The sequence below is a fragment of the Streptomyces sp. 13-12-16 genome, assembly GCF_002114215.1.
GTDB lineage: Bacteria > Actinomycetota > Actinomycetes > Streptomycetales > Streptomycetaceae > Streptomyces.
Genome location: NZ_NCTE01000522.1, coordinates 1 through 12,911 on the forward strand (window position 1 = coordinate 1; position 12,911 = coordinate 12,911).

The following is a 12,911-nucleotide window of genomic DNA, read 5'->3' on the forward strand; positions in this document are numbered from 1 at the left end:
GGCGATCCGGACGCCGAGCCGCAGCCCGACGGCCAGCCGCGCCGCCTCCCCGGCGTCGTGCCGCTCGTGCTCCGCCGGAGGCCGCGGGCCGGCCGCGGGTTCGTCATGGCGCGGCGGCCCGTTCCGGGGCTGCGGTCCGAAGGACATGTGGGTGGCTCCGCTCACGTCGATCCGGCACCCCGGACGGGGTGCGGGTACGGGGGTGGGGGGTGGGCGCGGAGTCAACCAGACACCCGCGCGGACCCGCACGCCCCGGGAGCAGATCTGTTCTCCCGCCCAACCAGGAGCCGTGCGGACGGTGAACGGGCACTGTGTGATCAGGAGTCGGGCGGCCGGGCGGCCCGGCCGCGTGACGATGGGCGGATCACGTCGCGGGCACCCGGGCCACGGCCGTGCGTGCTCGTGACGGAGACGGGCGGGCACCCCGCTGCGGGGCCGAGAAGGTGATGGGGGAGGCCCTGCGGCCCGCGTCCCCTCGATGCGGAGACCGGCCGGAGCGCCCGGTACGGCTTCGTGCGGACGGTGGACGCCCTGCTGCCCTGGATGCGGTTCAGGGGGCCCGCGGCGCTGTCCGCGCTTGGGGGCCTACCGGGAGAGCCACTGAGCCGATGCCGGGCCGGGACGGCCGGTCGTCGGCGGGACCGTCGTGCTTTCGGCATGGATGAAGTGCTGCGGGACATGGGGAGGCCAGGCGCCGACCGTCAGCATGCCGAAGGAGTGGGCGCGTGCGACGAGGGCCGCGCGGTTGGGTGCCCGGAGCTGACGCAGCAGGCGTCCCACGTGGTAATCGATGCCCTGGCGGCTGAGGTGGAGACGGGCGGCGAGCTGGATGTTCGACGCGCCGCCCGCTATGCCTTCGAGTATGCGGGCGTGGAGCGGTGAGAGCAGGGTGCCGGCGTGGGGCCGGGGGCTCGTCGGCGGATCCACCTCCTCGACCGGGCGGACCGCGACGAGGTAACTGACCGAAGGCAGGCCGGGATCCGCGTTGCGGGCCACGGTGCCCGTGATGTCCACCGGTAAGGGGACGCCGTCGTTCTGGAGGGCGATGACGTGTTCGGTGAAGGAGTCCTGATCACCGGTGGCCAGGAGGGAGAACTGCCGGTCCAGGGCGTGGGCCGGGCTGGGCTGGAGCAGCGCGAAGAGGTGGCGACCGTACGGCGAGGCTCCGCTGTCTCCGTAACGGCGGGCGAAGAGGGAGTCGGCGGCCAGGACCGTGAGTCCGGAGTCGAGGTGAACCAGAGAGATGTGCGGCGACTGCGTCGTGCGGCGTCGGGTGTCGATGGCGGTGCGCCGGAGAGGTGCCACGGTTGTCCTTGCTGTGGGGGGCGAGGGCACGACTCGTTTCATGGTGGTCATGCCGGTGAAGACGGTGGGAGCCCGTGTCATGTTCCTGCCACGAATCGGCGCGGAAACGGGCGGCCGTCAGCCAGCACCAGGCGGACCCGGCGCAGCGCGTCGAGACTGTCGAGGGGGTTGCCCGTCACCACGAGGAGATCGGCGCGGTAGCCCTCGCGGATCAGTCCGGTCCGGGTACCGATGCCCAGTGCTCGGGCAGCGTCGGTCGTCGCCATGGTGATGACGCGTTCGAGGGGCATTCCCAGGTGGGCGAAGAACTCCAGGCTGTCGACCAGGCCGCCGAAGGCCGCCCTCGGCACGCCGGCGTCCGTGCCGGCGATCACAGGCACCCCCTGCTGGACCATCCAGCGCAGCGAGGAGAACATCTCCTCGGCCCGTTCGGCGCCCACCCGCCCGGTCAACGCCCGCCAGTTCGGGTGTGTGGCCGGGCATACCCAGATTCCACCGGCGACGATGTCGGCGGCCACCTCGTCACGCAGGTCGAAACCGCCGCCCTCCGCCATCCAGGTGCAGTGCTCGATGGTGTCCACTCCGGCAGCCACCGCGGCCGCGATGCCCTCGGTGCCGTGCGCGTGGGCGGCGACCGGCAGACCGAAGCGCCGCGCCTCCGCGACGACCAGGCGCAGCTCCTCGACCGTGAACTGGGATTTCCATACCGCCGGCCCACCACGGGTCAGGCCACCGCCTGTCACCATCACCTTGATGACGTCCGCTCCGCTTCCGGCGTTGCGCCGCACAAGGGCGCGTATCGACTCCGGGCCGGCCACTTCGCCGCCGAGGAACCAGCAGTGGCCGCCCGGCCGGGTCAGCGGAGTGGTCGCGGTGAGGATGCGCGGTCCCGCCACCGCCTGCCGCATGATGCGGTTCCGGAGCCGTGCCGCCAGACCGTTCCGGTCACCGAGGTCCCGCACGGTGGTGACGCCGCTCCGGAGCAGCTGCTGTGCGCGGTCCGTCATCGCGGACAGCAGCTCCTCGTCATCGGCCTCACCCAGGACAGTGACCGGATCGGGGCCGGCGTCGAACGCGAGATGCACATGCGCGTCGATCAGACCGGGCAGCACGGTGGCGTCCGGGAAGGACAGCGTGGGCAGTTCCGGGGGTGTTCGGAGCTCCACCTCCTCGCGCGGTCCGACGGCAGCGATGGTTCCGGTGCGAACGTGCACCGCGCCGTCCGTCAGAATCTCCCCACAGGGATCCGGCAGCACTCGGCCGGCTGTCAGCAGCAGCTCGTCCATGTCGTGTGGTCCTGTCTCCTGAAAGGGCCCGTCAAAGCGGTGTCGGCCCGTCGTCGCGCTACGACCGGAGCGCGTCCGACAGCGCGACCAATTGCCGTGCGTCGGCATCGAGCCCGTCCTCTTCCGGAAGCGCGATCGGGATGGCCGGGTGGGTGCCTGACTGATCGACGGTGTCCGCGCGCAGCGCCGCGCGCAGTCGCTCGGCCAGAACATCGGGCGGCGCCCCCGGCCCGACTCCGAGCCCGGCCAGGGCCGGGCTGGCCCGCACCAGTCCGTCCCGGCACTCGATGACTCGCCGGTAGTAGCGCCGGTGCACCCCTTGGAAGGTCGGCACGTCGTGCCATCGGGTCCGGGAACCGCGGGCAAGCGCGTCTTGTGGGTACGCCTCGTGCAGGAGCTGCCACAGCGGGCCCAGTCGGCGGTAGGTGCGCAGGTGCTGCCACCACACGCGCGACGCGGCCAGCCGCATGGCCACCGCAGAGCACATCACACCCACCACGAACAGCGGAACCGAGACGGCGAGCAGCCACGACACGATGCCGCTGGCGGCTTCGGGTACCCGGCCGTCACGCCAGCGCACCAGGGTGAAGGCGACACGGCCGGCACTGGCCACGGCCATGCCCGACAGGCCGGAAAAGGCCAGCCACAGACCGGTGGCCAACGGCCTCGGCGACATCATCGCGTAACGCAGGGTCCAGTACGAGGCGGTGGCCAGCGCACAGACCAGGTACGACCCCACGGACACGTAGAAGACAGCCACCTGCGGTACGGTCATGTCGGCAGCGGCGTACCCACCACCGAGGGTGTCCCCGGGGGCGGTCGCCGTGGCGAGCGCGGCGACCAGCAACGCTGCCGCCAGGGGCACCGCCGCCATCCGTACCCGTCTGGCCGCCCGGTGGGACTCGGCCGTGGAGTACACGTAGAAACACAGCAGCCAGTAGGCCGTGCACAGGAGCAACGCGTTCTGCAGCAGCGTTTCCGTCCCGGCGCCGGCGACCGCGGTGACCTTCTTCGCCAAACCCGGTATCCCCAGCGAGAAGAAGCCGACCGCACTGGCCATGCAGAGGGTGACGGCTCGTAGGGGACGGTCGTGAGGAGCCTTGCAGAGCTTGTAGATCTTCCACACCAGCGACAGGTCGAGAAGGAGTCCGGTCAGGACCTGGAGGATGATCACAGCCAGCCCTGCCGGTCGCCGAGGGCGGCCTGTACTCGTCGCACCGATGGATCGCTCGCCTGCTTCGGGGCCACCCGGTCCAGAACGGACGCCCACTCCAGGATGATGGTGGCGACCAACTCGGCCTCTCGCTCGTGTTCCTCGTCGTACGAGGTCCGGCGCAGCGCCCGCTTGACGACGTCCGGTGACAGGCCCGGTAACACTGGCTGCGCCAACTCCTCTTGGTGGCTGTGGTGGTTGGCCAGGATGTGCCCCACCTCGTGCAGGATGATGTGGTCCTGGTGGATTCTGCTGGTCTCCCGCTGATACAGGATGTAGTCCGTCGACTCCGTCGCGAGCCACATGCCGAAGGGACCCGGTATGGGCAGCGAGTAGGGCAGCAGGCGAATCGGCCGACCCCGGTGCTCACCGAGCCGACGACACAGTTCATCGATACGCAGCGGGGGTTGGATGCCGAGTGCCCGTAACTCCCGTTTGCAGCGGCGGCGTAACTTCCGTTCCGACAACAGCCCTCCAGGTGCTCCTAGCGGTCGATCACTAGCTGGGTGCGCCCTCGATGATCTTAGATGCGGGCGGCCCGAGCTGGGGCCGGATTGCCGTCGAAGGACGGTCAGGAGCCGACGTGCCCGACTCGCGTCCACGTTCGTCAAGCGGCCTGGTCGATCACGAAGTCGCACAACGAGTCCAGAGCCGCGCGCGCGGGTATCGGAGGAAGGGACGTCAGTGCGGATCGGGCATGTGCGACCCGGTCACGCATCATGGTCCGGGTCCGGGCCACGGCCCATGAGTCGCGGAAGAGGTCCAGTGCACGCTGGTGGGCCCAGGGATCGGTGACGGGTCCACCACTCACCAGGGCACGCAGTTCGGCTCCCTGTGGGCTGTGGTCGGCGCGGGCGAGGAGCACCGGGAGGCTGAGCACCCCGGCCCGGAGGTCCGCGCCCTGGTCCTTACCGCTTCTCTCGGAAGGTGACAGGAGATCGATCAGGTCGTCGGCGATCTGGAAGGCCTCCCCCAGCCTGGCGCCGTACTCGGCCAGCGCGTCGACGTGCGCCGTGGACGCGTTCGCCTGAAGCGCGCCCAGGCTCAACGACGAGGCCAGTAACTCCCCGGTTTTGTCTGCGATGACCTGGAAGTAGTGCTGTACCGGGTCCTCATCGGGGCCGGGTCCCATGAGTTCGCGCAGCTGGCCCTCGACCAGGCGGACAGCGGCCCGGGAGTTGTGGTGAACGATGTGCTGGCCGAGGCCCGCGGCGAGTTGTGCGGCACGGGCCAGCAGCCAGTCCCCGCCGCGGACGGCCATCCGGTTGCCCCAAAGAGCGTTGGCGCTGACCACGCCGCGCCGGGTGACCGCCGCGTCCATGACGTCGTCGTGGTAGAGGGACGCGATGTGGATGAGTTCCACGGCGGCCGCGGCCCGGGTGACCCCCTCGTGTCTCGGCCGGCCGAACTCGGCGGCCAGCAGTACCAGGACCGGCCGGAGTCGCTTGCCTCCCGCGGCGGCGACGTGACCGGCGAGTTCGGCGACCCGTGAGTCACTGGCACAGGAGATCGTGCGCTGGATCTCCGCTTCCACTGTCTCGAGTCCGGTCCGCAGCCGCTCTTCGACGGCCTTGTCGGCGATACGGAACCGGAAACCCCGGCCGCCGCGGTACTTGCGCAACACCACCTTGGCGCTGACACGGCCGCCGAGGGCGTGAATGGTTCTGGACATCACCGGTCTGCACCTGACCCTGTGTGCGCGTGCTTCAGCGAACTCCACGGCTCGGACGGTGGTGTGCCATTTCGAGGGACCGGTCTGGACATCCTTCCATGCTGACCGGCCAGGAGGCGCGCGGCCAACGAGGCTGTCCGCTTGCTGCCAACCACCCGCCGCGCGGACCGGCCGCGGCCGCGGACACGGGGGGGGCGGATGGCAGCATCCGGAATCCTGGTGACGGTCGCTCAGGCCTCGGGCGGTGGCAGAAGTCCCAGCGCCGCCGCGTACACACCGGCCTGAAAGCGGGATTCAGCGCCCAGCAGCGTCATGATCTCAGCGACGTAACGCCGGTACGTGCGAACCGACACTTCGAGTTCGCGGGCCGCGACCTCGTCGGTCACCCCGTCACGCAGCTTCTGCAGCACCTGCCGTACGGTGTCGGTCCTCGGCTGGTCCCCGAAGTGAATGCGTTCGGTCAGGGCGGTGGCGTTGCCCCACACGTTCGCGTAGAAGTTGCGGACTGCTTGCAGTATGGTCGCGGCCTGTATCAAGGAGGCACGGGACGCCCCCGGCGGCCCGACACTCACGAGCGTGGCCGAACCGTCGACGACGACCGCGCACAGGGGCGGCATCTGAGTCGTCCGTACCTCCCAGGCATGGCCGGCGGCCGTGACCTCACGCACGAACCTGGTGTCCACCATCGCCGGGGTGCACAGCAGCCGCGCGCGCAATGACCGGCCGCGAGTCCGCAGCGCTTCCCGCAGCGCGGCATGCGTCAGCCGGGACACTTCCGCGTCCGTGCTCAGCGCGACTTCGAGACTGACACGGGCCCCCCTGATCAGGGACTCGATCGCGGGTCCCACCTCGTCTCGTCCGACTTCCCGGACCAGCGCGTTGCGTGAAAGGCGTCTGCGATGCCTGACCATCGCGGACGCGATGAGCTCCCGCAACTCCCACAGTTCCTGCTCGACCTCGTCGTGTGTGGTCCCGGAATGTTCGCCCGCGCCCCCTATATCGCCGATATCAGACGGACAGCTGTCCGTACTGAAATCCCTTTGTCGTTGCACAGTGTCTCTCCCCGTTGATCTGAATACTGTGCTTTTACGGCTGGCGTGGCAATAACCCCAGTTCGACGCTTCGGGCACCGGCCTGGAATCTGGAGTCCGCGCCCACGTCGCGCATGAGCTTCGCCACATGGCGTCTGTACGTCCGCAGTGAGACCGACATCTCGCTCGCCGCCACGGCGTCGGTGTGGCCGTTCTTCAGGTGCGTGAGGACCCGTCGTACCATGTCGGTGTTGAGCCGTTCCCGTATCTGCAGGTACTCCGGGATCGGGCGGCCGGTCTTCCACACATTGGCGTAGAGCAGGTCGAGCGCCTTGGCCGTGGCCGGATCCGTGACCAACGTGGCCAGCTCTTCGTTGGACGACTGTGTCGACCACGTGAGGGCGGAGCTGCCGTCGACGATCAGCGCCTCGTACAGGTCGCCTGCCGAGATCCGCACTTCGACCCCGCTCGCGTGCCGAGTCAGCTCGGTGACGGACGTGGTGCCGAGCACCTTGGGGGCGCAGAGCAAGCGCAAGGCGACGCCGGCCGGCCATCCGTCCTGCCGGCTGTCCCGTTCCCTGACCGCGGCCAGGATCGCGTCGGCCCGCGGCCCGTCGTGCAGAAGCGCGATGCTGATGCCGTACTTGGCGCCCCCGATCAGGCTCGCGGCGGTCTCCCTGAACGAGCCGCTGTCCTCCCCCAGCATGACCACCGGGCGCTGCCTCTCCGTACTGCGGTGGGTGCTCATCGTGGAGTCGACCAGGACGTACGCTTCGCGCAGCGCCCTCTCCACGGTGTCCGCCGGGGCGCTGACCCGGTTGCCCTGAACGGCATGTGACGTGCAGGCGGCAGGACCCTCCGCGGTAGGCCTTTCAGACACGGCAAGCATATTGGTCATGTTTCCCCCATCAATGGAATTGAGGCGAGAATCCGGTAGCGCTCGGCGGCGTGCTACACCAGGATTGCCTAATCGTCAATTCATCGCATTGATTTGACGCTAACTTGATCTGAGCGGTGCAGTCAAGGATTCGTCGCCGCGCTCTTGTGTCATCTTGAGTGCAGGGCGCTTGCTTATGTCCTACTTATGTGTCGCGGCGGGCGCCGAGCCGGTACGTCGATTCACGGTGAGGGCTCACGCGGCAGTTGAATTCTGAATTGTTCCGGGTGTTCGGTGTGCCCCGCTGGGGGCGCTTCCCGGATGTCGGCGGGCTGCCGTCGAGTGGCGAAGGGAAATCGCCGGGCGGGAAATGGGGTGCTCGGGGGTCGTGGAGTCGCTTCATCGGGTCGGGGTCGGGCCCTGTCCTGGCCTCCCACTCGTGTGTAAGATGCAGCCTCATGGCGTTTCACATGAGTCTAACGGGTATCCGGAGCCTAGCGTGGTCCTGGAGGCCGTTCAACCGCAATCAGCCTGGGGCTCCTCGTCCGAGAGCCGAAGCGCCGCGCGGGAGAGGGAAGAGTGCGTATGTCAGAACATGAGGGAACCGAGCTCGCGGAGAGACTCAACCACCTGTTCGCCACCATCAGGCCCCACGGCGGTCACGAGTACAGCAACGAGCACGTGGCGAGCGCCATCACGCAGACCGGTGTGACCATCTCGCAGAGCTACATCTGGCAGTTGCGCAAGGCCAAGAAGAACAACCCCACACTCAAGCACCTCCAGGCGCTCGCCGGGTTCTTCGGGGTGCCGACGAGCTACTTCGTGGACGATCAGGTCGCGAGCCGGGTGAAGGGGGAACTGGACGCCCTGCAACGGGAGCAGGCCAGACTGGCCTCCGCCGTGGGAGGAGGGGAGGTCCGGCTGATGGCCATGCGCGCCGGTGAACTCTCGGCCGAGCGCCGCAAGCAGGTCATGGACCTGCTTGACGTCGTGTACCGCTTGGAGCGGGCGGAGCAGCAGGGAACCACCGAGGACTGACCTCCCGTCACGGTGTCGTCCGGTCTCCCGTGGCCGGCGTCCGGGAGTCATGGCGATCGTCCTGGCCGTGAAGTGTCCGTGTGCGGCTGCCGGACTACTCGGCGGCGGGGCTCGCGTAGGTGCGTACGAGCGTGCGGAGCATCGCGGCGCCGGTGGCGAGCGCGGCGACATGGACGGCCGCCGCCACGCCCAGGTTCTCCGGCATCACGGAGTCGGCGGCGCGGCCCGCAACCGCCGTGTAGGCAGTGAAGGGGAGCTTCCAGGCACTCCAGGCGAACATCGAGCCGGATCCCAGCCAGACGAGTGCGGTCGGGAGCCAGCGTGGCACTCGCGCCGGACGTCCGTTGGCCGTCGCCCAGGCGGCGGCGGAGCCGGCCAGCGACCAGACGGCGAACAGGGCGACGAGCAGCCGCCAGTCGGTATTGCGCTCTGCCGGGTCGGCGAGCCCTGCCGTACCGCCGGCCGCCCAGTACAGCCAGCATGCTCCCAGGGCGGTGCCCGCGGCGACGAGCCCACCGCTCGCGGGACGCGGGCCGCCCTGCTCCGCACCCGGCCCGGCCGGGTGCGGATGTGCGTGATCGCCCACCCTGCCGGTGAAGGGCAGCGGCCAGCGGCGGCGCAGATATGCGGGCAACGCGACGGCCAGTCCCAGGCCCATCCCCACGAAGCTGACTTGAATCAGCACCGCCTCCCAGACGGGGGCCGACGCTCCTTTGTCGGGCTGCGCGTCCGCGGGCGGAGTCACCAGCGAGCTGATCACCGCGTAGGGAAGCATCGAGACCAGGAACCCCGTGCCCAGCCAGCCGCAGAGCAGCAACGGAGCCGCCGGAAGGCGCATCCCCGCGGGCCGGGCGAGGGCGAGAGCCAGGGCGATGCCGACCAGCGCCATGCCGATGGTGACGGTGTTGAGAACGACCCACTGGGCCAGCCCCATCGTGCTGCCCAGGGGAATCAGCCCCAGGATCGCCCCGATCACCCAGGACACCTTGATCAGTAAGTACGGTGTCATGGCCAACGCGGCGCCGTAGGCCGCGCCACGGCCGAGGCGGTCGAACCCGTCCACCGGAAGCCCCTCTCATTGTTTCCCGAAGACATCTTCCGGTACGAGTCGGCTGCGGATGAGCCGGGTTGAAGCAATTCCGGCCATGCGTGGCCCGTCGTCGAACGGTTCGGGGGCCGTGCACTACAGGGCCTGGACGGTGATCGTCCTGCCGCCTGCGGTGGGTGACGCGAGCGAGGCGGTCCAGCCGTGGGGCACGGAGAGGTCGGTGACCCACCACGTCGCGGCGACCGAGTGGGCGGGGCCCGTGGTCACCTTGACCGGACCCGGCCGGTCCGCCTTTGTCTCCAGTGCGGTGAGCGATGCGGTGACACCGATGCCCACGGCTTTGAGGACGGCCTCCTTCCGGGTCCAGCAGCGCAGGAAGAGTCCCGTTCGGTGGGGCTCCGGGGCGTCGAGCACGATGTTCCGCTCCGCCGGGGTGAGCGCCGCGACGGCCAGTTCCGCCACGGGCACGTCGCGGAACGCCTCGACGTCCACTCCGACAGGTGCGTCGGAGAGTGCCAGCATCCCGAGGCCCGCGGAATGGGAGATGCTGAGCAGAGGTCCTCCGCCCGGGGTCAGCACCGCGGGCGGACCGTGGTCCACGCTCCCGCAGCCGGGGCAGGGGCGGCGGCCCAGCGGCACGTCGGCGGGTTCGCTGCCCAGAAAGTCGGCCAGCAGGCGACGAACGGTCGCCCTGCAGGTGACGTACTCGGCGGCCGAACGCCCTCCGCGCATGCGGTTCGCCCGATTGAGTTCGGATTCGCTGAGTAAGGTCAAGTCATCGGGTCTGGGGCTTTCGGTCGTGATGCGCCAATGCCATACGCGGGTGATGCTCGTGTTCTCGTCGAGGGGCTTGCGGTGTTCGTCCTGTCGGGGCTTCGCAATACCTGCTGGCACGTCGCAAAGGTAGGCAGGTCTGATGCGATGTGGCTGCGGTGTGACAGCGAACGGCCAGTCACGCGACGCTGGATGACGCGGCGGTGGCGGTGGGTGGCAGAAGCGGAGGGCCGTCTTCTCGTTTTCCGGGGGCGGCTGCAATTTGCTGACAGCGGGAGGCCGACGCCCGGGCGTGAGGGCCCGGCCGCGCGGGGTCGACGGACCGGTGGCACTTTGCTGCACGAGGCGTTGTCACCTGTCCGGCCGCCTCGTTCCATGGATGCCAGTTTCGTGCCCTTACCAAGAGGACAGTTCGGAAGGCGACTTCTTCATGGACCAGGTACCGGTCGGTTTCGTGTTTCCGGGGCAGGGGACGCAGAAACAGGGAATGGGAGAGCCTTGGCGGGACACCCCGTCGTGGGCACTCGTGGCCCCGTTGTCGGAGGCCGTCGGTGAGGATCTCGAGGGCCTGCTGCTCCGGACACCCACCGACCAGCTCAAGCGCACCGACCTGGCGCAACTCGCCGTCTTCACCGTGTCGTCGGTCGCGTACGCCGAGGCGGTCCGGCGCGAAGCCCTGGAGGGTGAGGCGGTCGCCTGCGCCGGGCACAGTCTGGGGGAGTACACGGCGCTCGTCTGCGCCGGGATACTGCCCCTGGCGGACGCCGCCGCGCTGGTCGCCGCTCGCGGCCGGGCCATGCGAGCCGCGGCCGAGGCACGGCAGGGCACGATGTGCGCACTGGTGGGTGCACCGCTCGAGGACGTCGCCGAACTGACCCGGCGGGTACGGGAGGCGGTCGACGACGTGTGGGTCGCCAACGTCAACGCTCCCGGCCAGACCGTGGTGTCCGGATCGCCGAAGGGAGTAGCGGCCGTCGGCGAGCGCGCCCGCTCCATCGGGGCCAAGGCCCTCTCGCTGCAGACCGGAGGTGCCTTCCACAGCCCGTACATGGCGCCGGCCGCCGAAGCGCTGGCAGTGGCAGTGGAGCACACCGCCTTCGCCCGCGGCCGGCTGCCGGTGGTGGCCAACGCCGACGCCGAGGCTCGCACGGGCGACGACGGCTGGTCGCGACTCGCCGCCCGTCAGATGACCTCGCCGGTCCTCTGGGAACGCTGCGTGCACACCCTCACCGAATCGCTCGGGTGCGGCCGGCTGATCGAGTTCGGTTCCGGGCGGACGCTGGCAGGCCTGATCCGCCGGACCGTGCCGGACGTCGAGGTGTGGTCGGTGGACAGCCCGGCCGCTCTGGACGCCCTGCCGGGTGCACGGCGATGAGTGCCGCCACCGAGCCCTCACGAGCCAGCGGTGTCGGTGTCCTGGACAAGGTCTCGATCATCCTCGACCTGGTCGAGCAACGGCCCGCCGCGCTTGCGGAGCTGGTCAGACGGAGTGGACTGACCCGTCCGACCGTTCACCGCCTGGCCGTCGCGATGGAGTGTCTGGACCTGCTCACCCGAGACCGCCGTGGGTGGTTCGCCCTCGGCCCCCGACTCGGACGCCTGCCGGCGGAGGCCCGGCATGACCGGATGGCGCGCGCCGCCGGGGAGGTGCTCGAGGACCTCGCGGAGCGTACTTCGTTCAGTGTCCGCCTGCACCGCCTCCGTAAGGGCGTCCACGTGTGTGTGGCTTCCTCGAAGGACCCGGCCACCGGCGAGGAGTCGGTACCGATCGGTACGGCCCGCCCGGCCGGGGTCGGTCCGATCGGCCAGGTACTGCTTGCCTGGGCGAATGCCGAGGAGCTCTACGAGGGGCTGTGTGGGGCGCGCTTCACGGCCCGGCAGCTGGCGCTGGTGCGCAGGACCGGGTGGGTCCACGGCTTTGACGACGTGGTGCCCGGTCAGGCGGTGTTCGCCGTGCCCGTGTGGAACGAAAACGGCCGGGTGGTGGCCGCGCTGGTGCTCGCGGGTCCGCAGTCCAGGCTGCCCGAGGTGCCCGACCGGTCGTTGCGCATCGAGGTGATCGACGCCGCGGCGGAACTGGTCGAGACGTCGCCGGGCCGACCGCCGGCGGCGCACTGTGACGCGTCCAGGGCCGAGGTCCACAGGCGGCCCGGCCGGAACCCGGGGAGACACCACCCCTGATCGCACATCCAGGAGGCACGGGCAGGGCGGCGACGGGGCCCGTGCTCCGTGTGCGTTGTGCTCACATGCCGCGGTGAGGTTCCCGGGGCCGCCGCGTGCCCCCGTACTGCCTCGCCCCGAGCGTGTCTGGCACCTTCCTGCAGTGCCCGTTGCCCCCCGTTCACCAGCGCGGATACAAAGTTGCTCAACACCGCGGGACGGCGTGAACCGTCCAGTGAGTGTTCTCGCCGCTCCACGGGCGCGGACCGAGAACGCTCCGCGCCGAGCAGCGGCGTACTCCGCGGTGCAGCCCGGCGGCGGCTCCCCCCGTCCCGTCGTCGGCGCCTTCCCGGGCGCATGCTTCATCACTCGTGCGGCAGGCACCCGGGAGGGCCGCGGCGTTGGAGCCGCGTCATCCGGGACGGGCGAAGGAGACATCGATGGCAGTGACCGGCCGAGGCCCGTCCGTCTGGTTCCGGCGGTACCCGACGGCAGGGCCGGTACGGC

12 protein-coding genes are annotated in these 12,911 nt (G+C 69.9%); 3 read left to right on the top strand and 9 right to left on the bottom strand.

Annotated elements, in window-relative coordinates; translation table 11 throughout:
* Nucleotides 1-585 precede the first annotated feature (585 nt).
* The 7 genes from B7767_RS21060 to B7767_RS21090 form a co-directional block, all read right to left on the bottom strand.
* On the bottom strand, nucleotides 586-1,305 hold the full coding sequence (locus B7767_RS21060; RefSeq protein WP_256923515.1) for a response regulator transcription factor: 720 nt from the start codon (nucleotides 1,303-1,305) through the stop codon (nucleotides 586-588).
* Nucleotides 1,306-1,382: 77 nt separating this feature from the next.
* A complete protein-coding gene (locus B7767_RS21065; RefSeq protein WP_085573564.1) occupies nucleotides 1,383-2,591 on the bottom strand; it encodes an amidohydrolase family protein in 1,209 nt (402 codons plus the stop codon).
* Between the two features lie 58 nt (nucleotides 2,592-2,649).
* Entirely contained in the window at nucleotides 2,650-3,765 is a 1,116-nt protein-coding gene (locus B7767_RS21070; RefSeq protein ID WP_085573565.1) for an MAB_1171c family putative transporter, read from the bottom strand.
* Entirely contained in the window at nucleotides 3,762-4,109 is a 348-nt protein-coding gene (locus tag B7767_RS21075) for a hypothetical protein (RefSeq protein WP_256923516.1), read from the bottom strand. The genes B7767_RS21070 and B7767_RS21075 overlap by 4 nt, the downstream gene beginning before the upstream one ends.
* A 302-nt stretch (nucleotides 4,110-4,411) precedes the next feature.
* A complete protein-coding gene (locus B7767_RS21080; RefSeq protein ID WP_085573567.1) occupies nucleotides 4,412-5,476 on the bottom strand; it encodes a polyprenyl synthetase family protein in 1,065 nt (354 codons plus the stop codon).
* Between the two features lie 230 nt (nucleotides 5,477-5,706).
* Nucleotides 5,707-6,411 carry a LuxR family transcriptional regulator gene (locus B7767_RS21085; RefSeq protein ID WP_143652569.1) on the bottom strand — a complete coding sequence of 235 codons (705 nt, stop codon included), beginning with the start codon at nucleotides 6,409-6,411 and terminating at the stop codon, nucleotides 5,707-5,709.
* 151 nt (nucleotides 6,412-6,562) lie between these two features.
* Nucleotides 6,563-7,387: a hypothetical protein gene (locus B7767_RS21090; protein ID WP_143652570.1), complete on the bottom strand. Its 825-nt coding sequence runs from the start codon at nucleotides 7,385-7,387 to the stop codon at nucleotides 6,563-6,565.
* Nucleotides 7,388-7,969: 582 nt separating this feature from the next.
* Here B7767_RS21090 and B7767_RS21095 point away from each other — a divergent pair.
* Nucleotides 7,970-8,422, top strand: coding sequence for a helix-turn-helix domain-containing protein (locus tag B7767_RS21095; protein WP_085573570.1), 453 nt, complete (start codon nucleotides 7,970-7,972; stop codon nucleotides 8,420-8,422).
* Nucleotides 8,423-8,516: 94 nt separating this feature from the next.
* On the opposite strand, the gene B7767_RS21100 is transcribed toward B7767_RS21095, so the two are convergent.
* Together B7767_RS21100 and B7767_RS21105 are read right to left on the bottom strand one after the other, a co-directional pair.
* Nucleotides 8,517-9,431 (bottom strand): hypothetical protein, encoded by a 915-nt coding sequence (locus B7767_RS21100; RefSeq protein WP_256923517.1) that lies wholly within the window; start codon nucleotides 9,429-9,431, stop codon nucleotides 8,517-8,519.
* Between the two features lie 174 nt (nucleotides 9,432-9,605).
* Complete coding sequence (locus B7767_RS21105; RefSeq protein ID WP_085573572.1) at nucleotides 9,606-10,202, bottom strand: 4'-phosphopantetheinyl transferase superfamily protein; 597 nt, start codon at nucleotides 10,200-10,202, stop codon at nucleotides 9,606-9,608.
* 472 nt (nucleotides 10,203-10,674) lie between these two features.
* Here B7767_RS21105 and B7767_RS21110 point away from each other — a divergent pair, with 472 nt between their 5' ends.
* Both B7767_RS21110 and B7767_RS21115 read left to right on the top strand, forming a co-directional pair.
* Nucleotides 10,675-11,619, top strand: a complete 945-nt coding sequence (locus tag B7767_RS21110; protein WP_085573573.1) for an ACP S-malonyltransferase — start codon at nucleotides 10,675-10,677, stop codon at nucleotides 11,617-11,619.
* Nucleotides 11,616-12,425 (top strand): IclR family transcriptional regulator, encoded by an 810-nt coding sequence (locus B7767_RS21115; RefSeq protein ID WP_085573574.1) that lies wholly within the window; start codon nucleotides 11,616-11,618, stop codon nucleotides 12,423-12,425. Before B7767_RS21110 ends, B7767_RS21115 begins: the two co-directional genes overlap by 4 nt.
* Nucleotides 12,426-12,911 lie beyond the last annotated feature (486 nt).